22 protein-coding genes and 2 pseudogenes are annotated in these 22,257 nt (G+C 52.8%); 22 read left to right on the forward strand and 2 right to left on the reverse strand.

Annotated elements, in window-relative coordinates; genetic code table 11:
* Positions 1-102 precede the first annotated feature (102 nt).
* The 4 genes from FD19_RS01645 to FD19_RS01660 all read left to right on the forward strand — a co-directional run bounded on the left by FD19_RS01645 (position 103) and on the right by FD19_RS01660 (position 5,018).
* Positions 103-378, forward strand: coding sequence for an HU family DNA-binding protein (locus FD19_RS01645; protein WP_054749382.1), 276 nt, complete (start codon positions 103-105; stop codon positions 376-378).
* A 165-nt stretch (positions 379-543) separates the two neighbouring features.
* A complete protein-coding gene (locus tag FD19_RS01650; RefSeq protein WP_054749383.1) occupies positions 544-1,824 on the forward strand; it encodes a tetratricopeptide repeat protein in 1,281 nt (426 codons plus the stop codon).
* Between the two features lie 65 nt (positions 1,825-1,889).
* Complete coding sequence (locus FD19_RS01655) at positions 1,890-3,089, forward strand: CCA tRNA nucleotidyltransferase (protein WP_056968968.1); 1,200 nt, start codon at positions 1,890-1,892, stop codon at positions 3,087-3,089.
* A gap of 18 nt (positions 3,090-3,107) precedes the next feature.
* The gene (locus FD19_RS01660) at positions 3,108-5,018 is read left to right on the forward strand and encodes an ABC-F family ATP-binding cassette domain-containing protein (protein WP_056968969.1); all 1,911 of its coding nucleotides are present in this window, start codon (positions 3,108-3,110) and stop codon (positions 5,016-5,018) included.
* A gap of 74 nt (positions 5,019-5,092) precedes the next feature.
* On the opposite strand, the gene trhA is transcribed toward FD19_RS01660, so the two are convergent.
* Positions 5,093-5,743, reverse strand: coding sequence for a PAQR family membrane homeostasis protein TrhA (gene trhA / locus FD19_RS01665; protein ID WP_156639600.1), 651 nt, complete (start codon positions 5,741-5,743; stop codon positions 5,093-5,095).
* A 179-nt stretch (positions 5,744-5,922) separates the two neighbouring features.
* Here trhA and FD19_RS01670 point away from each other — a divergent pair, with 179 nt between their 5' ends.
* From FD19_RS01670 to FD19_RS01730, 14 genes are all read left to right on the forward strand, one after another.
* The gene (locus tag FD19_RS01670) at positions 5,923-6,765 is read left to right on the forward strand and encodes a DegV family protein (protein WP_054749384.1); all 843 of its coding nucleotides are present in this window, start codon (positions 5,923-5,925) and stop codon (positions 6,763-6,765) included.
* 204 nt (positions 6,766-6,969) lie between these two features.
* Positions 6,970-7,782: an SGNH/GDSL hydrolase family protein gene (locus tag FD19_RS01675; RefSeq protein ID WP_235804137.1), complete on the forward strand. Its 813-nt coding sequence runs from the start codon at positions 6,970-6,972 to the stop codon at positions 7,780-7,782.
* Complete coding sequence (locus FD19_RS01680) at positions 7,782-8,453, forward strand: YpmS family protein (protein WP_056968971.1); 672 nt, start codon at positions 7,782-7,784, stop codon at positions 8,451-8,453. Before FD19_RS01675 ends, FD19_RS01680 begins: the two co-directional genes overlap by 1 nt.
* A gap of 10 nt (positions 8,454-8,463) precedes the next feature.
* Positions 8,464-8,988 carry a peptide-methionine (S)-S-oxide reductase MsrA gene (gene msrA / locus FD19_RS01685; RefSeq protein ID WP_156639602.1) on the forward strand — a complete coding sequence of 175 codons (525 nt, stop codon included), beginning with the start codon at positions 8,464-8,466 and terminating at the stop codon, positions 8,986-8,988.
* Positions 8,985-9,206 carry a YozE family protein gene (locus FD19_RS01690; protein ID WP_054749387.1) on the forward strand — a complete coding sequence of 74 codons (222 nt, stop codon included), beginning with the start codon at positions 8,985-8,987 and terminating at the stop codon, positions 9,204-9,206. The genes msrA and FD19_RS01690 overlap by 4 nt, the downstream gene beginning before the upstream one ends.
* 17 nt (positions 9,207-9,223) lie before the next feature.
* Entirely contained in the window at positions 9,224-10,699 is a 1,476-nt protein-coding gene (locus FD19_RS01695) for a S41 family peptidase (RefSeq protein ID WP_225353405.1), read from the forward strand.
* Positions 10,700-10,872: 173 nt separating this feature from the next.
* Positions 10,873-12,276 (forward strand): hypothetical protein, encoded by a 1,404-nt coding sequence (locus FD19_RS01700; RefSeq protein ID WP_054749388.1) that lies wholly within the window; start codon positions 10,873-10,875, stop codon positions 12,274-12,276.
* 191 nt (positions 12,277-12,467) lie between these two features.
* The gene (locus FD19_RS01705; protein WP_054749389.1) at positions 12,468-13,103 is read left to right on the forward strand and encodes a nitroreductase; all 636 of its coding nucleotides are present in this window, start codon (positions 12,468-12,470) and stop codon (positions 13,101-13,103) included.
* A gap of 686 nt (positions 13,104-13,789) precedes the next feature.
* The gene (locus tag FD19_RS01710) at positions 13,790-14,710 is read left to right on the forward strand and encodes an ABC transporter ATP-binding protein (RefSeq protein WP_054749390.1); all 921 of its coding nucleotides are present in this window, start codon (positions 13,790-13,792) and stop codon (positions 14,708-14,710) included.
* Positions 14,707-15,477, forward strand: coding sequence for a P-loop NTPase family protein (locus tag FD19_RS01715; protein ID WP_056968973.1), 771 nt, complete (start codon positions 14,707-14,709; stop codon positions 15,475-15,477). Before FD19_RS01710 ends, FD19_RS01715 begins: the two co-directional genes overlap by 4 nt.
* A gap of 12 nt (positions 15,478-15,489) precedes the next feature.
* Positions 15,490-16,149 carry a response regulator transcription factor gene (locus tag FD19_RS01720; protein ID WP_054749393.1) on the forward strand — a complete coding sequence of 220 codons (660 nt, stop codon included), beginning with the start codon at positions 15,490-15,492 and terminating at the stop codon, positions 16,147-16,149.
* Positions 16,150-16,175: 26 nt separating this feature from the next.
* Positions 16,176-17,042, forward strand: coding sequence for a sensor histidine kinase (locus FD19_RS09780; protein WP_162205156.1), 867 nt, complete (start codon positions 16,176-16,178; stop codon positions 17,040-17,042).
* A gap of 814 nt (positions 17,043-17,856) precedes the next feature.
* Complete coding sequence (locus tag FD19_RS09920) at positions 17,857-18,003, forward strand: TMEM175 family protein (protein ID WP_268872333.1); 147 nt, start codon at positions 17,857-17,859, stop codon at positions 18,001-18,003.
* Positions 17,987-18,388 (forward strand): TMEM175 family protein, encoded by a 402-nt coding sequence (locus FD19_RS01730; protein ID WP_268872334.1) that lies wholly within the window; start codon positions 17,987-17,989, stop codon positions 18,386-18,388. The genes FD19_RS09920 and FD19_RS01730 overlap by 17 nt, the downstream gene beginning before the upstream one ends.
* Before the next feature lie 51 nt (positions 18,389-18,439).
* Here the strand turns inward: FD19_RS01730 and FD19_RS09535 are convergent.
* A pseudogene (locus tag FD19_RS09535) lies at positions 18,440-18,664 on the reverse strand (NAD(P)H-binding protein); the annotation flags it as partial.
* Between the two features lie 157 nt (positions 18,665-18,821).
* Here FD19_RS09535 and FD19_RS09950 point away from each other — a divergent pair.
* From FD19_RS09950 to dprA, 4 genes and pseudogenes are all read left to right on the forward strand, one after another.
* Positions 18,822-19,044 (forward strand): annotated as a pseudogene (locus FD19_RS09950) (DNA-binding protein).
* A gap of 589 nt (positions 19,045-19,633) precedes the next feature.
* On the forward strand, positions 19,634-20,491 hold the full coding sequence (ylqF, locus tag FD19_RS01735; RefSeq protein ID WP_054749396.1) for a ribosome biogenesis GTPase YlqF: 858 nt from the start codon (positions 19,634-19,636) through the stop codon (positions 20,489-20,491).
* Positions 20,478-21,242: a ribonuclease HII gene (locus FD19_RS01740; protein WP_054749397.1), complete on the forward strand. Its 765-nt coding sequence runs from the start codon at positions 20,478-20,480 to the stop codon at positions 21,240-21,242. The genes ylqF and FD19_RS01740 overlap by 14 nt, the downstream gene beginning before the upstream one ends.
* Positions 21,243-21,347: 105 nt before the next feature.
* Positions 21,348-22,199, forward strand: a complete 852-nt coding sequence (gene dprA, locus FD19_RS01745) for a DNA-processing protein DprA (RefSeq protein WP_056968975.1) — start codon at positions 21,348-21,350, stop codon at positions 22,197-22,199.
* The last annotated feature ends 58 nt before the right edge of the window (positions 22,200-22,257 follow it).

The following is a 22,257-nucleotide window of genomic DNA, read 5'->3' on the forward strand; positions in this document are numbered from 1 at the left end:
AATAGTGTTGCTTAGGTGCTCATTATTTCCTCATTCTTAAACCACTAATATGGTGGATTTTGTGGTTAGAATAACTAACTGCATCACGGAGGTGAAATACACATGGCAAACAAAGCAGAACTTATCGACAGCGTTGCATCCGCAACTGGCTTGACTAAGAAGGACGCTACGGCCGCTGTTGACGCAGTGTTCGGTTCTATCCAGGATAGTCTGGCTAAGGGCGAAAAGGTCCAGCTGATTGGTTTCGGTAACTTTGAGGTCCGCGCACGTGCTGCCCGCAAGGGTCGTAACCCGCAGACTGGCGCTGAAATCCAGATTCCTGCATCCAAGGTACCAGCATTTAAGCCTGGTAAGGCCTTGAAGGACGCCGTTAAGTAATTAACGGAGATGCAATAGTACTTAGAACGGCTGAGCCCAAAGCGATTTGGACTCGGCTTTTCTTTTGGCGAGAGCCGTACCCCGCGGGTGGAAAGCAATTGCAGCACAGCACTGCTTCAACCCGTACCACCAGGCTCAGATCAGTAACGAATGAGGAGGATAATAATGAGTGATAGCTATTCAGCACAAATGTTAGACGCAATTGAGGGCGGCCAGTTGGATCGGGCGCACCACTTGTTCAAGTTGGCACGGAAACACGATGACGACGAAACGCGCTTTAATCTAGCTGAGGAATTGTATGGTATCGGGTTTACACCTGAGGCCAAACAACTGTACACGGACCTCCTCACAAAGTATCCCGATGAGGGTGACGTGTTGACCGCGTTGGCTGACATTGCGGTGGCTGACGGTGATAACGACGCGGCCTTAAACTACCTAGACCGGGTCAAGCCAGACAATCCCGCCTACGTACAGGCATTATTGGCCGTGGCCGATTTGTACCAAACGCAAGGCTTGTATGAAGTGAGTGCCCAAAAGTTGCACGAAGCCGCCCAGTTGGCGCCGGATGAACCGGTGATCACCTTTGCTCAGGGAGAGCTGAACCGAGCCTGGGGTCACACGCAAGATGCCGCCGCTGCTTACCTGCGTTTGCTCGACCAGGGCGAAGAGTTGATTGCTGGAGTGAACGTCCGCGGACGTTACGGGGAAGCGTTAGGCAACTTGGGTCGGTACGAGGACGCCGTGGCTGTATTTGACGACGTGGGGATCGACGCGTTAACGTTGGATGAGACGTTCCAACTCGGCGTGATGGACATTGAGTTGAAGGAATACAAAGACGCGGTGGATGCGCTCCAACGCGTTGTTGGCCAGGACGAGACGTATACTAGTGCGTACCTGCCCCTAGCTCAGGCCCAGCAGGCTGCGGGCAACACCAGTGGTGCGTTACAAACCGTTCAGGCCGGGGTCGCCCAGGACGATACCAACGCCGATTTATACGCGCTGGGTGGCACCTTAGCCCTGGACTTGGAGGACACTGAGACCGGCGAACGGTACCTGCAAGCGGCCTTAAAGATCGACCCCAACAACCAGGCACACCGGTTGGATTGGAGTAACTTCTTGTTACATGAGGGTCGGCACGAAGAGAACGTTGAATTTCTCGGCGCCCTGGATGCGGACGGCAACAGTGATCCACAGCTCTACTGGAACCTGGCGCGTTCGCAGGAGCAATTGGAACGTTACGACGAGGCGCGGGCTAACTACCTGTTGGCGTTTAGTACCTTTCAGGATCGCCCCGCATTCCTGCGGGACATTGCCCAGTTCTTTCGGACAACGGCGGCTGCGGCCGAAGAGCGGGCAGCCTTACAGCGGCTCGTGCAGCTGGAGCCCGACGATGTCGACGCACAGGAGCGGTTGGACGTTTTAAATGATTCGGATACGCAGGCTTAGTTTGCGCGCAGTTACATTGCGCAAACGCAAAGATGAAATGAATGATTAACGGAGGTAGGTAACTCATGCAGGTTGATTTAAGTAACCCACAATTTCAGGCGGCCATCCCAATTCTACAGCGTATTGAGGATGCGGGGTTTGAGGCTTACTTTGTGGGTGGCTGTGTGCGTGATGCCCTGTTAGGGTTACCGATTCATGACGTGGATATTGCGACTTCTGCCTATCCGGCTGAAGTCAAGGGGATTTTTCGGCGTACCGTCGACACGGGCATCCAGCACGGGACCGTGACGGTGCTCGACCATGGCGCGGGCTATGAAGTCACCACTTTCCGAACGGAGTCGGGCTACCAGGATTTTCGGCGTCCGGACAGCGTGCAGTTTGTGCGGTCCCTCAAGGAGGACCAGTTACGGCGGGACTTTACCGTCAACGCGTTGGCTGCACGGCACGACGGCACCGTCATCGATAATTTTAACGGGTTGGCCGATCTACATGACCACGTGTTGCGCGCCGTCGGCAACCCCGATGACCGCTTTGGTGAAGACGCCTTGCGCATGATGCGGGCGGTGCGGTTTGAAAGCCAGCTCGGGTTTACCTTGGAACCAGCCACGGCCCAGGGCATCAGTGACAACGCGCCGTTGCTACAGCACATTGCGGTGGAGCGCATTGCGACGGAATTTACGCGCTTGCTACTGGGAATTGACCGGCGCGCGGGTTTGCGCACCCTGATTGACTCCGGTCTGTACCAGTATTGCCCCCAGTTTGCGGCGGCGGGACCAGCGTTGGCCCAACTGGCGGCACTGCCCGCTAGTCAGTGGCCTAACGCCGCGGTCGCTTGGACGCTCTTGGTGGTCACCTTGGGTGTTGCGCCGCGCAAGTTTTTGCGGGCGTGGAAGCAGTCGAACGACCTGATTGAAGCGGTGCAAGCGGCAACATCCATGTGGCCAGCGCTAGGCGGCACGGTGCCCGATAACTGGACGTTGTATGCTGCTGGTACGCGTGGTGTTACGGTCGCCCTAACGGCGTATGGGTGTGCCCACCCCGATCGTGACGTGACGGCCATTCGTGCTGCCTATGATGGACTTAGTATTCATCACAAAGATGAGTTGGCGTTGAGCGGCAGTGATTTGATTGCGGCGGGCATGCAGCCTGGCCGCGCGATGGGCCAAGCGTTACGGCGAGCGGAACGAGCCGTGGTGACCGGGACGGTAGCCAACACGCGTACGGCCTTGTTGGCCTACGTGCAGGCCGCGGACCAAGCAGATTAGTGAGAGGGGTAAGTATTAGTGCAAACATTAACCGCCACCGATATTAGTAAGGCGTATGGCGACAAACAGTTACTACAAAACGTTAATTTTTTGATCAATGAGGGTACCCGTATTGGCCTAATTGGGGTCAACGGTACGGGCAAAACTACCCTGTTGGCGGGCTTAGCCGGCACCGCACCATTTGATGCGGGGTCCGTCGACACCCCCAAGAATTACCGGATTGCCTATCTGGCCCAGCAGCCAGCACTGCCTCAAGGTGACACGATTATGGATGCAGTGTACGGCGGTGACGCCCCCGTCTTTGCGGCCATTCGTGAATACGAGGCCGCGCTGGCGGCGTACGGTGATGCGCCGATGAGCGATGCGGTACAGGAACGCTACACCAAGGCCATGGCCAAGATGGACCAGACTAATGGGTGGGATGCCGAGACCGAGATTAAGACGATCTTGACGCAATTACACCTGGATGATTTGAGTCAGAAAATCGGCACGCTCTCCGGTGGCCAGGCTAAGCGGGTCGGCCTCGCCCAGGTGTTGATCGAGCAGCCCGACCTCTTGATGCTGGATGAACCGACGAACCACCTCGACTTTGATTCCGTAGCCTGGCTGGAAAAGTATCTGGCGGCTTACAAGGGTGCGCTACTGGTCGTGACCCATGATCGGTACTTCCTGGACCGCGTCGCCAACCAGATTTGGGAACTCGACCGCGGGCACTTGCAGGCGTTTACTGGTAACTATCAAGATTATGTTGCCCAAAAGGCTGAGCAGAATGAACGCGAAGACGCCATGGCGCACAAGCAACAGCAACTCTATAAACACGAGTTGGCCTGGATGCGCGAGGGCGCCCATGCCCGCACGACGAAACAAAATGCGCGGGTCAACCGCTTCAAGGACATGAGTAACGGTCAGCAGGAGCGGCCGACCGCTAAGGTTGATATTGACATCAGCTCCCAACGGCTGGGCAAAAAGGTGATCGAGATGTCCGGGGCCAACCTACGCTTAGGTGGGCACGTGATTCTGGACGACTTTAACTGGCTAGTGCAACCCGGTAAGCGCATCGGTATCACGGGCGCCAATGGAGCCGGTAAGTCCACGCTGTTGAACGTGCTTACCGGTCAAATTCCGCTAGATAGCGGAACCTTGGATATTGGCGAGACCGTCAAGTTCAGTTATTACCGGCAGCAGATGCCACCAATGGACGGGAATGAACGGGTCATTAGTTACCTTCAGGCTGTCGGTGAAGGGGTGACCAACAATCGCGGTGAGCACCAGAGCGTGACGCAATTATTGGATGCCTTTCTGTTTCCGCGCGCCATGCACGGTGAGCGGATCGACCGGTTGTCTGGTGGCGAACTCCGGCGGTTATACCTGTTACAAGTGTTGATGCAGCAACCCAACGTGCTGTTACTGGACGAACCAACTAATGATTTGGATATTGCGACGCTGACCGTCCTGGAAGACTATCTCGATAGTTTTCCGGGTACGGTAATCACCGTGTCCCATGACCGGTACTTTCTGGATAAAGTGGCGGAGCAGCTGTTCATCTTTGGCGGTGAGGGACACATCGAGCGTGCCGTGGGGCGGTTCACCGATTACCTGCGGCGGCAGCAGGAACAAGCAAATGCTGCCACCCCCGCCACGAAGAGCACGGACCAGCCGCGCAAGCGCGAGTCTACGACGACCAGTGCCCCAACGGCCAAGAAGAAGGTCAAGCTCACTTACGCGGAGCAAAAGGAGTACGAGGGCTTGATGCCACAAATTGATGCCCTAGACCAACAAATTAGTGATCTGCAGGCCGCTATGGCCGCAACGGATGGCTATGACTACCAGACGTTGGCGGGTCAGCAACGACGGTTGGATGAATTGAACGCTCAGGAAGACCAGCTGATGGAACGGTATTTAGCACTCGATGAGTATGTAGACGATTAAGAATAGCCCAAAAATGCAGGTCGCATCTGTCAGAACGGATGCGACCTGCATTTTTGATTGGGTGCGGTAAGTGGTTAAACGAACAGATAAATGGACACGAACATGAGTGCGGAGCCCACCATGACAAAGACGTGCCACACCACGTGGATATAGGGGATGCTACGGCGGGTATAGATCAAGGCCCCTACCGTGTAGGCCACGCCACCAGCCACCAGCAACCAGAAGCCGATCACGCCGAGGTGTTCCCACAATGGTACCATCGCGATCAGGCACAACCAGCCGAGCAGCACGTAGATAGCCACTTCAATTTTGTGTAGTCGCTTGCTGGCCGCCAGGCAGTCTAATAGGATGCCAGTCAGGCACAAGGCCCAAATGGTGATGAGCAAGCCCACACCAAGTGGCCCCCCGATGGCTACCAGGCAGTAGGGTAAGTAGGACCCGGCAATCAGTACGTAAATGCTGGAGTGGTCTAGTGCCTGAAACACTTTGCGTGCCCGCGTAAAGTACAACGCGTGAAACAGCGTGGAGGACGTGTACAGCACGATGAGGGCAATCCCAAAGCCGGCAAACGACCAGATACGGGTCCAATCACCGGTTGGTACGGCCCGCACAAGCAGAAGGACCAGGGCGGTAATGGCCAACGCAATGCCAACACCGTGGGTAACGGCGCTCCACACTTCATTTTTGATTAAGTAGCGGCGAGACTTTAAACGGTTAGCGGTCATTTGCATTCATCTACCCCCAAGGTTAACTGGTTCCCATAACTACATCCTAGCGGGTTGCGACTTCAAAGTCAACTACAGCTAGTTTTGAAAACTATTTAATCTATGCTAGATTTTAGCCCCTGGTTTCGGTATACTGACATGGTACAAACTAAGCAAAGACCAGAAAGAGTGGCGTACAGATGACCAATATCAAAATTGTGGCCGATTCTTCGGTGCAGATGACTCCCGAAGAAATCGCTCAGTATCAGGTAACCATTATCCCGCTGACCGTGATGATCGACGGCACCGTTTATACTGATGGAGAAACCATTACGCGTGATGAGTTTGTGAACAAGATGTTCACGGCCAAGGACCTACCGCAGACCAGCCAGCCGGCGATTGGGTCGTTCGTGGAGAAGTACGAGCAGCTCACGGCGGATGGAAGCCAGGTCATTTCAATCCACTTGGCGGAGAGCCTGAGCGGGACGGTGAACGCAGCGCGCCAGGCTGCCGAAATGGTGGATGGTGACGTGACGGTGATTGATTCCGGTCTGACCGACCGCGCAATGGCGTTTCAAGTCATTGAGGCGGCGAAACTGGCGGCCCAAGGTGCTGATGTGGATACCATTGTGGCCCGGTGCAAGACCGTTGAGGACCACACAACCTTACGGATGGGCGTCGTCAATTTGACCAACCTCGTTAAGGGTGGTCGTCTATCCCGGGCGGCGGGCATGATTACGTCGGTTTTGAACATCAAGATTGCGTTGACCATGGAACATGGTGAGCTGGGCATCCTGAAAAAGGGCCGGGGCATGAAGACCATTAAGCGGTTTGTGGACGACGTGGTGCAAACGATGAGTCAAAAACCGGGCATCAAGTCAATCGGGGTCTCGTACGTTGATGAGACGTCAGGGGCTGATGCTATTGCTGAACAAATTCGGGCGGCGGTGCCCGGGGTTGACGTCTTGGTACGCCGGACGGGCCCCATTGTCGCTACCCACGCCGGCAAAGGCGCCTTTGCGATTATGTATTACGAAGATTAAATTGCGCAGCTAATGCGTGAAGAGGGTCGTTCCGTTGAGGAATGGCTTTTTTCGCGTGTTAAGACTGGGGACAAGAAAATTCTTAAACCAGCAGGTGACCACTGAGCCAGGGGCCATTTTGTGCTACCATAAATTATAATTATTAGTAGCTGTTTTGAGGACAGTTTGCGTAAACGAGGGATGAATAATTTGATATTGAAACGGATGATACGCGCGCTGGTGGTGCTAGCGATGGCCGTAGTGGTCGGTGTTGGCTGTACTACCCTATTCGTGCATAACGCGCAACCATTAGCAACTGGTGGCGGTAACTCAACGACCGGTGCGGTGAACGTGGTCGCCGTGGGTGATTCATTGACTCATGGGGTGGGCGATACGACCGGCCAAGGCGGTTACGTGCCACTAATTGCGGAGGATATTCGCGTGGAGACGGGGGCCACGGTGCACACCAGTAATTATGGGGTGACCGGGGACACGTCGCTGCAAATTCTCAAACGGGTCCGCAACAACACCAAAATGCAGGCCCAGCTCAAACGGGCCAACGCCATTACGCTAACGGTGGGTGGTAACGACCTGATGCACATCCTACAAAATAACCTCAACAACATCAATACGGCGGATGTGAACCATGGTATTCAGTTGTTCCAGCGGCACGTGCAGACGTTAATTGCGACTATTCGCAAGTATAATGGAAATGCGCCGATTTACTTGTTTAGTATTTACAACCCGTTTTACGTGTACTTCCCGAATCTGACGAAGATGCAGACCAGCGTCAATAATTGGAACGCGGCGACCAAGAAGACGGCAGCCACGCTTCACCGGGTCCACTTTGTGGATATTAACGCGGTTTTGTCGAAGGGGACGGCGGCCGATCAACGGTCGATGAAGGCGGGTAAGTCGAACTTGACTAACCACCTAATTTACACCAAGGATCACTTCCACCCGAACAACGCGGGTTACGTCAAGATGACGGCCAAGTTATGGTCAGCAATGTCAGCAACGGAGGATGAATGGGAATAATGGCAAACAATGAGCACACACCCAAGCAAGCATCACGGCGAGAGCACAATCGCGCGCAAACGGCGGCGACTACCAGTACTAAGCCACGGCGCCATATCAGTTGGTGGTTTTGGGCGTTTATCGTTCTGTTGGGACTGGTCGTTGGTGCCAGCGGCACGTTGGTGTACAAAGCATCACGTCCAGTCGAAACGACGACTGCGGTTAAACCGGTCAAGTCGGCGGGCGACGTCATGCACGTCAGTATGACCAAGAAAGAGGTCAACCGCCTGATTGCCACCTACCTCAGCCACCAGTTGAAGGCGGGTGACGTGAAGTACTCGTTCTCAGTTGGTAACCACGCGGTTTTAAAGGGTACCTTCAAATTCTTTGGTACCCAAGTCCACTTCGGCATGGTACTGGATCCGTACGTGCAAACGAATGGCAACGTGCTACTGAAAGTCACCCAGATCAACGTTGGTAAACTAGGCGTCCCGGTTAGCTACGTCATGAGTTACGTGGCGAACAACTACAAGCTACCGGGGATGGTGGAAGTTAATACCAAGCGTAAGATGATTGTGCTAAGATTAAACAAACTCAAGTTAGGCAACGGGCTACGCGTACGCGCGGACCGAATCGACCTGGTCCACGACGAAATTGACGTCACGGGCTACACGGTCAAGGCCGCGAAGTAGACAGGAGGGTATTCATATGGCAACAGCAATTTTTGCGGGTGGATGTTTTTGGTGCATGGTGCAACCCTTTGAGGAACAGCCGGGCATCCAAAATGTGGTGTCGGGTTATACTGGGGGTCACGTACCCAACCCGACGTACGAGCAAGTCAAGAGTCACACCACGGGCCATACGGAGGCAGTGGAGATCACCTTTGATCCGGACGTGATTTCGTACGCTGATTTGGTGGAAATTTACTGGCAGCAGACTGACCCGACCGACGCTATGGGGCAGTTTCAGGATCGTGGCGACAACTACCGCCCGGTCATTTACGTGAACTCACCGGAGCAGCGCCGGATTGCGGAGGCGTCCAAAGCCAAGCTGGAAGCGTCCGGGATGTTTGATCAGCCCATCGTGACGCAAATCGAGGATGCGGGCCCATTTTACCCGGCTGAGCCCGAACACCAGCAGTTTTACGCAAAGAATCCCCGGCGGTATGCGGCCGAACACGCACAGCGCCAGGAGTTTGTCGATGCGCACTGGAAGGAGCACAAATGACCGAACCGTTTTATCGCTTCCTGATGACGTTGCGTAATCCCAACGATCACGGGGAACTGGCCACCTTTGCCCAGAACGCGTTTTTGGATCAGGCCTTCCCCAAGCAGGAAACGGATTTTGATACATTGAGTAACTATCTCGAACTAAATGGTAATTACCTGCCCAGCATGGACGTATTCGACGCGGCATACCAGTTGTACCGTGAACGGCGTTCCTAAGGGCGACGGAGGCAAGCGTGAGTAACGAAGACGAACAGCAGCAACAACCAGCACCACAAGATACCCCACACCGTCATGGCGTGCCCGTTTGGGCTGCCACGGTGGGGATGGTCGTGACCCTCGTGTTAGGTGGGGGCATTGGCTACGGTGCATCAGCCATCCACAATGCGCAGCAAGCGACGACCACGGCGGCCGTCCCGAGCGACATGAGCAAAGTGGTCAAGGCCTACCAAACGATTTCGCAGAATTACTATCAAACGACCAGCAGCAAGAAGCTGGTTAATGGTGCCATTAGTGGCATGGTGAACTCGTTGAAGGATCCCTATTCGGTCTACCTGCAAAACCAGGATGCGACCAGTTTGAACACTGAAATCTCCGGGTCCTTCGGTGGGATTGGCGCCACCATGGAGCAGCGGAGTAGTGGCGTCTTTGTTGAATCGGTCAACGCTGATAGTGCCGCTAAGAAGGCGGGCATCCGGGCTGGTGACCAGATTGTGAGCGTCAATGGTCAGTCGGTCACGAAACAAGACCTGAATAAAATTGTGGCTAAGGTGCGTGGCAAGATCGGCAGCAAGGTGACCGTGGGCGTTAAGCGTGACGGTCACACCATGACCTTCACCATGAAACGGGCCAAAGTGACCGTGGCCAGCATCACGGGTAAACTCGATAGCAGCAACAAGCAGGTCGGGATCATCACCTTTACCACCTTTACGGATAACTCCGGTAAGGAAATGAAGCGGGTCGTTAAGAAACTGCGCCAAGAGGGGGCAAAGAAGTTTGTTCTGGACCTTCGTGGCAATCCAGGTGGGGTGCTCGACGAAGCGCTCGCGATTGACTCGATGTTCCTGAAGAATGGCCAGACGATCCTGAAGGTCAAGTCACGTGGGGCCGAGGCGGAGGTGTACAAGGCTGGCAAGAAGTACGATGGCGGCTTCAAGATCACGGAGCCGACCGTCGTACTGATCGACGGTGATTCCGCGTCCGCTGCCGAAATTACGGCCGCCGCGCTCAACGAGCAAGCCCACATTCCGCTGGTTGGGCAGAAGAGCTTTGGTAAGGGGACCGTTCAGACCGTTGCGGATATGGGCGGCGGCAACGAACTCAAGCTGACGATTGCCAAGTGGCTAACGCCAAACGGCACGTGGATCAACCATAAGGGTATCCAGCCAACTGAACATGTGGCCAACCCTAGCTACGCCAACATCCCCGCCATTACGGTGACGAGCATGAAGGAAGGAGACGCCAACAAGAGTGTGAAGTCCCTCCAGCGGGCACTGAATGCGTTGGGCTACAACGCCGGGACGGCCAACGGTTATTACAGCAGTACCGTCACGGCAGCGGTCAAAGCCTTCCAGAGTAAAACAGGATTGGCAGCCACTGGGGTCGCCAATGAAGATACCATCAGTGAGCTGGTCACCAAATTGAGCGCCAAAATTAGTGCCAACGACATCGTCATGAAGGCGGCGTTGACCAAAGTCGAGAGTATGCACTAAGCCACTGATCATGGTTGTAAACAGTCCTTCCGTTCGTAACGGGAGGGCTTTTTTGATACGTGCAAATTGTTAACCCCAGCTTTCCCGAGAATGTTCCTGCCGCCTGGTTGATGTGTTAGTATGCCAGTAACGTGAGTAGTGGGGTCATCACACGATTAGAGGGGGCACGACCAATGCTAAGTCGAAAGGATTTACACGAACTGGCGCAACGGTGGGCATCATGGTTTGCGGATAGCGATAATCGGGACGCGCCAGTGAGTAATATCAACCTCACGGACGAACTGCAGGGTGCGGGTTTGGTGGCGGATAATTTTGTGTCAGTGCCGGTGGCATTTCGGGCGCACTTAGTGTTTGATGATGGGCCCGCCGCCGTGGCCCTCCTGGACGCCTTTGACGATCCACTGGCTCTGGGCAATAGCATTGCGGCCCGGTGGGAGCAAATTAGTCATTGGCTTGCCGATGGTGAACTGGATCATTCTTCCTGGTGGTGGTTAACCCGGGCGTTTCAGCGGCTGGCTACTTTAACGTTGCCCTTGGTCGACATTCGCACCATCATCATTGAGTCGTTCGATGGTGCGTTTGGTCGCCGCACTGAGGACGCGATTGTGGCTCAGAAAGTAACGGTGAATCGCGACGGAAGTATGGTGAAGGTCGACCAGCCCGTGCAAGGTCCGCCGCGGACCCATCACGGACAGGTGGATGCGCAGGCGTTGGCCCCTTTACTCACGGCGCTGGCGGACTTGGCTGGTGCTGGCACGGATGATTGGTCGGTCATGGATGCGGGTAACTGGGAACTGACGGTGGTCAGCACTACCGGGCGTCAGCGCCGCACGGGTCCCTTAATCGTGGGCGAGGATCAGGGATTGTCTGAACGGTTGCGCGACCTGCTCCACGTGTCCGGCTTGCTGCTGATGGATGGGGCACCGCACCGGTTGCAACGGTTTAGTGCGCACTATCAACCTGCGGCGAAAGTGCAAGAAGACTTGGTGCTGCGGCGGGGTGACCAATCGGTGTCCTTCACGCACCAAGGACCGACCCGACAGGTGCAAACACGCGTGGTGGATGAGTCAGTGGGACGGCTACTTGATTTACTAGCAGATTCGTCCGCCACTGAAGTGACGCTATTGGCTGACCCTGCGGACAACTTGACGGTCACGTGGAATTATCGAGATAAGGCGGCTAAGTCGGTCCATGGGACCCTCAATCAGGATCACCCAATACCTGCCTGGGGCGAGGTGGCCGCTATCTTGCGTACCTGGATGTCATCGGTAGCACCGGCGATGTTGGATCCGCACGTCATCAATCTGCCGACAGCCAAGCAGGATGAAATTTTGTATGCGCAGGTCCTATTCCCCCATGGCGATCGTGCGTATAGTTACTTGGCCACCACCGATTACGTGGTGGGTGACCGCGTCGTGGTCCCGGTCGGTGGGGATGGAGAAGCCGATGGTATCATTGTTAACTTACAGTACTACGCGCCGAGCGAGGCTCCGTTTCCGCCTGACCGTACAAAGGCAATCTTGCGCAAAGCGGATCCACTGGGCGTGGTCAATGAATGGCGCAACCAACAATCGTAACCTCACAATACCATCTACCAACGAGGATTAGTGGTAGGTGGTGTTTTTTGTGTTAGCGTGTCAGCAGTCCGTCAAGTCAGCAATTGGCAAATTTTCTTATAGTAGTATATACTTATATTTAGTAAGCAACGGTAGGAATATTTCCTGCCAGTTTACGGGCATCAATAAAATGTGTGTAGGGGGTTATCATTTTGGTTGAAGCAAGTTTTATTTCTGAGCGTCACTCTGCGCGGCAGTTCTCGGACCGCCAAATTGACCGTGATGTCTTGAACGCAATTCTCACGGAGGCTCAGCAAGCACCGTCATGGGAAAATAGTCAACCGTGGAAGGCATATGTTGCTATGGGAGCAACGGCAGCGCGCATCCGTGCCGCTCACGAGCGGGCGCGTAAGGACGGCACCAAGAGCTGGACGGAAGTTGTCCCACCGCAAAGCTGGGGTAAGTATCCTGCTAGCAACATTGCCGATTGGCAGCAGCATTTGCAGCAAGACCCGCACGGCGACCAGTTAGGTAGCTGGAACGGCAAGTTGTTCAACGCACCCGCTATTGTGTATATCACCGTGGCCAAAGACGCGTCGAATTACTCGGCTTATGATGCGGGTGCTTACGGTTATGGTATTTTACTGGCAGCCGCGGAACGCGGTGTGAGTGGCATTCCCGCCTTTGAACTTGTCCGTTACCCCAAAGAGATCCGTGCGGAGTTTGAAATTCCGGATGATGAATCCATCTTGATGGGCATCGGTTTGGGCTACCCCGTGGACGCGCCCGTCAACAAGTTCGTTACTGGGCGTAACACTTTGGATCAGGTCGCGCAGTTTAAGGACTAGCGTGGCTTCGAGACAAAAAAATAGGTAGTGTTACGTACAGCCATGAAAATTAATACACGCCCGCGTGGTGGGTCCTGATGATTGATGGGCGCACCACGCGGGCTTTTGGTAGTTTTTCCCCGTTGCGGTAACCCGCCCGCGTTGCCTTTACAGTCCCGACGAAAATCGGTACAACTATCGCAATAACTAACTGTGAGAGTATTAGCCTTGGCAAACATTAAATGATTGAAACAAGGCCGGTTGGCAATGCGACTCGTATTGGATAGGACACCTCTGACACATCTGAATATAATTAGCAAAAAGTCCGTTAATTCGGGCTTTTTGAATACGCACATGCTTATACTTATTTTCCACAGTTGAATCTACCGTGCGCTTTGCTGTCACTCCGTTGCGTGAATTGCTGGAAAATATGTCAAATACAGGATGCATATAATGAATCTGATTCCTAAGGGTGTATCCAGGGACTACCACTATCAAGAAGGCCAGGTGAGTCTGCACAACACAATTTAAACGACCGTCGGTCATGGAGTTGTTAATACTCGGTTTGGCAAGTACCGTGTCTACAAAAATAACGGCAGTTCGTATTCATGAAAGTAAACGATTGCAATTAAGAAGGAATTAAGGTTTATTTCACGAAGCAGTTAAGAATTGGCCACTATACTAAAAAATGTAGAGGGGGCCTCAAAATGGTAGACACAGTTTTGTCGGTTCAAGATGTATCCAAACGATTTGGCCGTTACCAGGTGCTTAATCATTTATCATTGACGGTACACCGTGGTGACATCTATGCCTTAATTGGCGAAAACGGTGCGGGGAAGACGACCCTTATGCGTTTGATCTGCGGTTTGTCACCACTACGGCAGGGCGCAATCATGTTGTTGGGCGAAGATGCACGGCATTACCGCATGGCACTCAGACGGACGGGGGCAATCATCGAATCCCCAGCTGCCTATTCTAAACTAACGGTTACTCAGAATTTGCACCTCACCGCAATCCAACACGGTCTCAGTGACTATCAAGAAATTGGGCGTGCAATTGCCTTTGTTGGGTTAACGGAAAAACGTAAAACTAAGGCCGGTCATTTGTCTTTGGGGCAGAAGCAACGACTGGGGCTGGCCACAGCAATTTTGGCTCACCCTGACTTTCTGGTTCTTGATGAGCCAATTAACGGGCTTGATCCCACAGGTATCGTCGAATTTCGACAGCTTTTGCACCGCCTTAACGCCGAATTTGGGACGACGATTTTAATTTCCAGTCATATTTTGGGCGAACTTTACCAAGTCGCAACTGTTTTTGGATTCTTGAAAAATGGCACGATTATTAAAGAGCTGAGCAAGCAGGCGCTGGACCAAGAAAATGCGGGTGGATTACGCTTAGTAGTCGATTCGGTCGAAGGTGCCGCTGAACTATTGGATGTACAAGGTATCAAGCAATTTACAGTGATTAACGATCATGAAATATCAGTAGCACCTGGTCAAATTGAGGCCCCCGCATTAAACGCCATGTTGGTTAAAGCCGGTATTGCGGTGACAAGTATTACCCAACAGTCAAGATCGTTGGAAGAGTACTTCACACAACTGATTAAAAAGGGGGGCGGTTGCGCATGATTAATCAAATTCGGGCCGATTTTTATCGGCAGCTGCATACGCGTGGTATCGCATTAATGGTTATTGTGATCGCAGTGTATGCGGCGATAACTTGCGGATGCCAGGCCCCCGGCGGCATTATGATTAATGGCCAAACAAAATTGTTGAATCAACTGACGGAAAACGATTGGAGCATATATGATGGCGTTCGCGGTGCTACCCTTTCAAGTTCCATTTTGTTGTATTTATTCATTGCGTTTTTTGTGATCGTTATCGGCTACGAGTTCAGTCAACACACGTACAAAAGCACCCTAGTATCGGGAGCTTCGCGGTTGAGTTTTGTGCTGAGTAAGTATGTGGTGATGTTGATTGATATATTGGCGGCGATGGTATGGTATTTTGCTGTCACGCTCGTGACCGGCATGCTTGCAGGACGCACGCTGGGCTCTACAATTGGGCAATTAGCCAACTTTACCGGAACGAGCCTATTTGTAATAACTTTCTTCATTAGCGTCGTATTTAGCTTAGCAATTATTGTTCTGATTGCCACCAAATCTCTCGTAATTGCCGCAGTGTTTGTTGTGGTGTGGCCAGTTGGTTTATCAATTGTGCGCTTGGTGACGGCGTGGCACTGGTTAATTTACCTGGACTTTTTTAATGCTGCTACTGGAATCAGTTTAAGGACTTTGTCTTTAAATGATGCTTGGCGCAGTGTGACTGTTAGTCTAGTATTGTTAATAGTTAGCATAGTTGCATCAAGCATGATCATGCGAAAACAAGAATTGTAAAAGGCGGACTCAATGAAAAGGCTCTTAATTGTAGAAGATAATCAAGATATTCAAGCGTTACTGCGCGCCGTATTAGAGCCCGATTATCAATTAACGGCTGCAACCAATGGGGCACAAGCCTTACCTTTGTTAAAGCAACAGTCGTTTGATTTGATGATTTTAGATCTCATGTTGCCGGGGGTTAGTGGCGAAAGTATTCTAAAGACTTTGCGGCAGACATCTAACTTACCAGTCTTAGTGCTCACGGCTATTCGTGATAAGGAGCATATTGCGGCGGTACTGAATGCGGGCGCAAATGATTACCTGACTAAACCATTCGATATTGATGAGTTGGTTGCCCGGGTCCGTGTTCAACTGCGCACACAGCATACTCACGCAACCCAAGCATTAAACGTTGAGGGCATTGTTCTTGACCCCCAAACGCATACGGTCAAAGTAGACGGGCAGTTAATCGAGCTGTCGCGCAAGGAGTTTGAATTATTAGCACTGCTCATGCAAAATCCACATCAGGTGTTTGCAAAAGAAGATATCTACCAGGCCATCTGGCATGAGCCCTATCTTGACGCAGAGAACACATTGAACGTCCACCTGAGCCATCTACGGAGTAAGCTGAATATTGGTAAAAAGCAGTACGTGACCTCGGTATGGGGTATTGGAGTCCGGTTGGTATGAGTGCTAATGGGTGGCTTTTACTAGGCATGATCGCAATTGTAATTGCGTGTGTGCTTGTGGTAGTTATTTTGATCTTTGAATTGTTGCGGGTGATCAACGAACTTGAGTATATCAACTCTCGGCAAACAAATGCGGAGCTAACCAGCGCCACTCGTTGGCCCGTCATTCGCCGTTTGGTTGCGGCTGTTAATCACTCACTTGTACAATCGCGTAATTTAAGGGCGCAACAGACCCAGCAAGAGGCACAGATACATCAGCTCTTAACCAACCTCACGCATGACATTAAAACCCCATTAACGGTGGCCAGTGGGTATGTGCAGTTAATGCAGCGAGACGCGCCGGATAGTCAACGTTTGGTGCGTATCGCTCATAATCTGACCGCAGTTAATTACTATGTGCGGTACCTAATGGATTTCGACGTGGTTCAAGAGCAATCAAACAAGCTTGATCTGGCAGAAATCAATTTAACAACCTTAGTTCAAGAGCAGCTGTTTGATGTTTTCGACGATCTCAATGAAAAGCATCTACAGCTTAAACCGTCTTTAGGTACAAATATCAAGTTAATTAGTGATGCCTCGTTGATTACCCGCATATTGCAAAACCTGATTGGCAATTGGTTGAAATATGCGACTGAAAACGTGCGTGTCTCACTTCGGGAAAAAGATGCCACTCATATTGAGTTAACCTTAGCCAATCAGACCGCGGTGCCCGTCGAAAATATCGACCATCTCGTGGAACGGTTTTATACGAATGATGTGGCACGTAGCGACAGTAAGGGGTTAGGTTTAAGCATCGTCGCAAATTTGATGACCCGGTTGAATGGAACTTTGGGGCTGTCCGTCGAAGATGGTTGGTTCACGGTCACCTTGGTATTTCGGAGAACTGATCACTAAACTAAGTAGTAGCAGGGTATTGGGGGTTTAGGGCCTATATTTTAAACAGAAAATAAAACCCGTATTATCCCGGGGGCAAAGAATAAGGCGCACAACTAGCGGTGAGCCTTATTCCTTGTCCCATTGGTGTTGCGGAGTTGGGTACGCGGCTAGAACTGCACGGGCAGGGCTGCCGTCAAGTGGACATCATTCTGCCAAGTAGGGGTGCAACCTGATATGATTGCTTAAACACTGCCTGGGTATGAACGACGTGATGAAACGAGCATCACGTTATACTTTGGGTTGTGCTTCTGTCTTTATGAAAAAGCAGTCAATGATTTGCTTAGTTACCGTAATGAAAAATGCCCAATATTTGGCATCATCAAACGCTAACTGCGCTTTGTGGACGCTCAAAAAGGTGAGCCGCGATGGGACTGCCTAACCAATAATAATTGGCAATGATGTACCGATCATGATCATCACCGCGGTTCCAGAATCGCTTGACCGCAGCCGAACACGGGCGCGGATTGATAGGCAAGCTCCACTGATGGAGCGAGTGGTCCTCGAGATTGGCGCTTACTGGGCAAATCAGCAAACAATGCCATCCATGCGTAAGGCAATCTTGGCAAATATACTCATATTTGGCCCATGTTTTTGCCCACACACTGCGTTGATCGGTTCCAGGGCATTTACGTGAGTCTTGATTGGCCATGTGCCTTTGTTATGTAAACTGGCTATTATTCCGCATTTTCAGTTATCCGATATTGATTTCGAAGTGTGAGATAATCAAGCTATTCAAGATATTAAGTGAAACGTGCAGTGGTGAGATGATGTAATGACAAAAGAACGCGTGACCGTATTTATTGATGCAGTGTTGGCAATTGTGATGACGATTTTGGTGTTGGAGTTGAAGGCACCTGATCAAGTGACGATGGCAGGTTTTTTGGGCGCTTCGGGACCAATTTGTGGCCTATTTCATTAGCTTCTTCTGGGTAGGCACTATGTGGGTTGGGTTGCATAACAACTGGAATGCCGTGAAGACGATTCGGCGTTCGACGCCTTGGCTGGCCGTGATCTTGCTTTTTTTCAGCTCACTTTTTCCATATGCGACCAAGATTGTCTCTGGTCACTTCATGAACTTTGAGGCGCAAGCACTGTATGGCATGGTCGTGATTGCCGTGACCGTCAGCAACCTGTTTCTTTACCGGTCGGTGATTCGGACCGCACGGCGCAACCGTTGGCTGGTTTGGGACATCGTGATCAAATGCGTGGCACTTGGGTTGTCTGCCCTGTACCCACCCACGATCATGTTTGTCACGCTGATTGCCGGCGTTTTTTGGGCCATCATGAGCGTCAAGGAGATCTGACGATACGAAATAATCGCCGGCAGGGACACAACCTTGCCGGCGATTTTGTATTTAGTAGATCGGCCGGTTTTCTCCGGCAGTGTCAGGGCCGGCTATACCGATGCTGTTGTTGGCGGTGTCAGTGGGATCAGCGACGATTTTTAGCATGACGTTGGCGATGCTTTGGCGTGAGCCGGACACGCCGACGTAAGGTTCGTCACGGCTGGTGACCATGTAGTTCGCTTCTGGGTGGTCGCTGAACCACGGTAGGCGCAGTATCGTGTAGGTCAGGCCGGCAGCTGTTCGAACACTGATGGCGAATTGCTCAAAGCGTCTGTGCCAAGGGCGTCAGGATCGTGTGCCTTTGCCCTTTATCTAGTACCACCAAGCTTGCCATTTCATCATCGGTCAAGGCGAAGTCGAAGATGCTTTGGTTAGAAGGGCCGGACGCTGAATGCACCGACTTGGGGGACACCACGACGACCAAAATAAGGCAGCCATTTTGAGCCGATACGATGGTTTGAACAAATCGCTAGCTATGTGAGATGCGCGACAACAGGCGGTAGCGGGATGAGGTCCTGAACCCAACGCACAAGCTCGTCTTCATTAATTTCGAAGTATTCGCCGACTTCTGGTACTGGAAGACGCACGGCCATTCAAAATTGCGCAGAAAATAAGGGGTTTGGATGTTAAAATAGAATCTGCTAATAAAGACTCAGTTTTGCCCTTTGTCTTACCCGGAAAGGGTAAAGCATGTATTTTGAAGAAGAAAAAAGTAAGAACGGTAAGTCAATTTATTACGCAGTGGATCGTTATGTTGATTCGCTGACTGGTAAAGCAAAACAAGAATTCGTCAAGTTTTCTTCTCACCTCGCACGGTTGCCGTGAGATTCTGACACGAATCAACCAGTCGCTGACGAAGCACTGTCAAAAATGGTATGGCTTTGCATGGACGAAGAACGCGGTTCCTCATGGTTTACATCACATGCATATTGCGGTGCTGCGCGACGATCCGACAACTTCACTTAAGGAAGTGCAAAAAGCGAGTCCGGCATGTGTGGACCGCAACCGCAGATGGTTGTACCCATACCCTTGACGGCAATCAAGGCAAGTCGGTTGAGACCAGCACGCGGTTCATTAAAAAAATTGGGTGATTTTGAACGGTAGTGTTTGGTAATTTAGCCACGCTGTCCACGTTTTGCCCACGTTAACGAAAAATGATCACCCGAGGGTCTCAAACCCTTGGTACTAAAGGAGTTACAAACTATGACAAACATTAATTGGTTCCCCGGCCACATGCAAAAGGCTCGGCGTGAAGTCGCGGAACGCATCAAGCAAGTGGACATTGTTTTCGAGGTGGTTGACGCCCGGGTACCCGAGAGTTCCCGCAACCCGATGCTATTGTCCATGTTGAACCAAAAACCACGCATCGCCATTTTGAACAAGGCGGATCTGGCTGATCCAAACCGCACCAAGCAGTGGTTGGCGGCCTACCAAGCGGCTGGTCAGTCGGCGTTAGCCATCGACGCGCAGCACGCCAACCGACTGCAGCAAGTGGCGCAATTAGCAACGCAACAGTTAGCGGATAAAATTGCGCGGAAAAAGGCGCGGGGGATTAAGAACCCGCACATTCGGGCAATGTGCATCGGCATCCCCAACGTGGGTAAATCGACCATCTTGAACCGCCTGGTCCACAAAAACATTGCGGTGACCGGCAACCGTCCGGGGGTCACGAAAAACCAGCAGTGGTTGAAGGCCGGCGATAACCTGGATTTGTTGGACACCCCCGGCATTTTGTGGCCGAAGTTTGAAAACCAGCAGGTCGGGTTGCGTCTGGCGCTCAGCGGTGCGATCGCGGATACGGTGTTTAACGATGATGACGTGGCACTGTGGGGCCTGGAGTACTTTATGCGTGAATATCCGGCGCGGTTGCGTAAGGCGTACGGGCTCAATGATGCTGATCTGGCCTTAGCGCCCAACGACTTGATGGTGCACCTGAGTGATAAACTCGGCTTTGGTGAGGAGTACGACCGCATGGCCACGCGGTTCATCAACGATGTACGCAAAGGTGAACTGGGCCGTTACACACTCGAAGTACCGGAGGCGGACCATGCCGACGCTTAGTGATTACCGGCAATTATTGGCTACGGGCAACGTGGCCCCCGAAGTGTTAACGGCATTGGCGGCTGACCCGCACAAAGGGGCACAGCAACTCCTACGCCAGTATCAGCGGCGTCAAGACCGGCAGGAGGCGGCCCGGGCCAACTTTGAGGAACGGTTACAGTTTGAACGGTCATTATGGCCCCAGTACCCGCGAATCGCTGGTATCGACGAAGTGGGACGCGGTCCGCTAGCCGGGCCCGTTGTTACAGCGGCGGTCATCATTGATGACCGTTTTAACGTGCCCGTCAACGATAGTAAGCAACTCACGGCACACCGGCGGAGCGAGTTGTACGCCCAAATTTTGACGCAAGCCGTGGCGGTTAGCTTAGGGGTGGAAGACGCCCCGACCATTGACCGCGAGAACATTTATCACGCCACGGAGCTGGGGATGGCGGCCGCCGTCAACGGTTTACGGGTGCGGCCCGACTACCTGCTAGTCGACGCAATGACGGTGCCGGTGAACATTCCGCAGACGAAGTTGATCAAAGGGGATGCGCGCAGCATTAGTATCGGTGCGGCCAGCATTGTGGCCAAAGTGGCGCGTGATTGCCTCATGATGACTTATGACCGAGTTTATCCTGGGTATGATTTGGCGGACAACATGGGTTACGGGACCGCTAAGCACCTAGCCGGGTTACGCAAGTTGGGCGTGACGCCGATTCATCGACGCTCATTTAGCCCGGTGCGCGCGGCATTGCGAGGTATGTGCTAACCGGGATGAGCGGGTGAGCGGCATGAAATTGCCTATCCCTTATTAGTAGTAGACAAATGGTCCGTTTGCGCGAAATCTCCCTGTAGAAACAGTGGAGGTACGCAGATGGACTTACGGGAGTTCCTATTACTGACCCACGTGGCGACGGGGGCTAGTCCCACGGTGGCGCGGAACGTCATGCAAGCGTTGGCGGCGGGAGCACCGCCGGTCGAGGCGACCCTGGTGGCAGCTGCCCCGGACCGGTCCCGCGCGCGGCTGACTGCTTGGCTAGCAGTCCCGGCGCACCGTGAATGGTGGCACCATTTGTGTGGGCAACCGTACTTAACGGTGACCGATAATATGTATCCGGAGCGGTTGCGCATGATTGAGCAACCGCCCTTGGTGTTGTTTTACGCGGGTCACCCGGAGTTACTGCGGCTAGCGTGTTTGGGCATCGTGGGCGCCCGCTCTGGCGGCGAGTATTCGCAGCAAGCGCTCGCCTACATGTTGCCGGAATTGCCCCGGAACGTGGCGGTGGTCAGCGGTTTAGCCAAAGGTGCAGATGGCATTGCGCACCAGGCGGCGCTGACGACAGGATTACCACCCATTGGTGTCATTGCGACCGGCCTGGACCAGTTTTATCCACCGCGGCACCGGCAGTTGCAACAACGCGTCGCCCAGCACGGATTATTAGTATCTGAATATCCACCAGGCACGGGTTCGCTACCGTACCGTTTTGTGGCGCGTAACCGCATCATTGCGGGTTTAAGTCACGCGCTGTTAGTCACGGAGGCTCGCCACAAGAGCGGCAGTTTGATCACGGCCACCATGGCTTTGGAAGCCGGCCGGACGGTTTGTGTCCTCCCTAACCGCATCGACGCGCCGCTGGGGGTGGGCCCCAACGAGTTGATCCAACAAGGGGCAACGTTGGTGCGTCAGGCGGCGGATATTGTGGCGGAATTACAATATTTTGCGTAAAAGTTTGACAGGGCCCCGCGTAATGGCCTAAGATTGGCCTTGATTTTGTGTGTCGCAG

Origin of the sequence: Lacticaseibacillus thailandensis DSM 22698 = JCM 13996 (genome assembly GCF_001436135.1) — a bacterium.
In the GTDB taxonomy this organism is placed as follows: Bacteria; Bacillota; Bacilli; order Lactobacillales; family Lactobacillaceae; genus Lacticaseibacillus; species Lacticaseibacillus thailandensis.

Coding starts and splice junctions, on each gene's coding strand:
- FD19_RS01720 (WP_054749393.1), top strand. CDS start 15,490: ATGAAAAGGCTCTTAATTGTAGAAGATAATCAAGATATTCAAGCGTTA.
- trhA (WP_156639600.1), bottom strand. CDS start 5,743: ATGACCGCTAACCGTTTAAAGTCTCGCCGCTACTTAATCAAAAATGAA.
- FD19_RS01740 (WP_054749397.1), top strand. CDS start 20,478: ATGCCGACGCTTAGTGATTACCGGCAATTATTGGCTACGGGCAACGTG.
- FD19_RS01715 (WP_056968973.1), top strand. CDS start 14,707: ATGATTAATCAAATTCGGGCCGATTTTTATCGGCAGCTGCATACGCGT.
- FD19_RS01675 (WP_235804137.1), top strand. CDS start 6,970: ATGATACGCGCGCTGGTGGTGCTAGCGATGGCCGTAGTGGTCGGTGTT.
- FD19_RS01645 (WP_054749382.1), top strand. CDS start 103: ATGGCAAACAAAGCAGAACTTATCGACAGCGTTGCATCCGCAACTGGC.
- ylqF (WP_054749396.1), top strand. CDS start 19,634: ATGACAAACATTAATTGGTTCCCCGGCCACATGCAAAAGGCTCGGCGT.
- FD19_RS01680 (WP_056968971.1), top strand. CDS start 7,782: ATGGCAAACAATGAGCACACACCCAAGCAAGCATCACGGCGAGAGCAC.
- dprA (WP_056968975.1), top strand. CDS start 21,348: ATGGACTTACGGGAGTTCCTATTACTGACCCACGTGGCGACGGGGGCT.
- FD19_RS01690 (WP_054749387.1), top strand. CDS start 8,985: ATGACCGAACCGTTTTATCGCTTCCTGATGACGTTGCGTAATCCCAAC.
- FD19_RS01655 (WP_056968968.1), top strand. CDS start 1,890: ATGCAGGTTGATTTAAGTAACCCACAATTTCAGGCGGCCATCCCAATT.
- FD19_RS01670 (WP_054749384.1), top strand. CDS start 5,923: ATGACCAATATCAAAATTGTGGCCGATTCTTCGGTGCAGATGACTCCC.
- FD19_RS09920 (WP_268872333.1), top strand. CDS start 17,857: ATGACAAAAGAACGCGTGACCGTATTTATTGATGCAGTGTTGGCAATT.
- FD19_RS09780 (WP_162205156.1), top strand. CDS start 16,176: ATGATCGCAATTGTAATTGCGTGTGTGCTTGTGGTAGTTATTTTGATC.
- FD19_RS01650 (WP_054749383.1), top strand. CDS start 544: ATGAGTGATAGCTATTCAGCACAAATGTTAGACGCAATTGAGGGCGGC.
- FD19_RS01710 (WP_054749390.1), top strand. CDS start 13,790: ATGGTAGACACAGTTTTGTCGGTTCAAGATGTATCCAAACGATTTGGC.
- FD19_RS01700 (WP_054749388.1), top strand. CDS start 10,873: ATGCTAAGTCGAAAGGATTTACACGAACTGGCGCAACGGTGGGCATCA.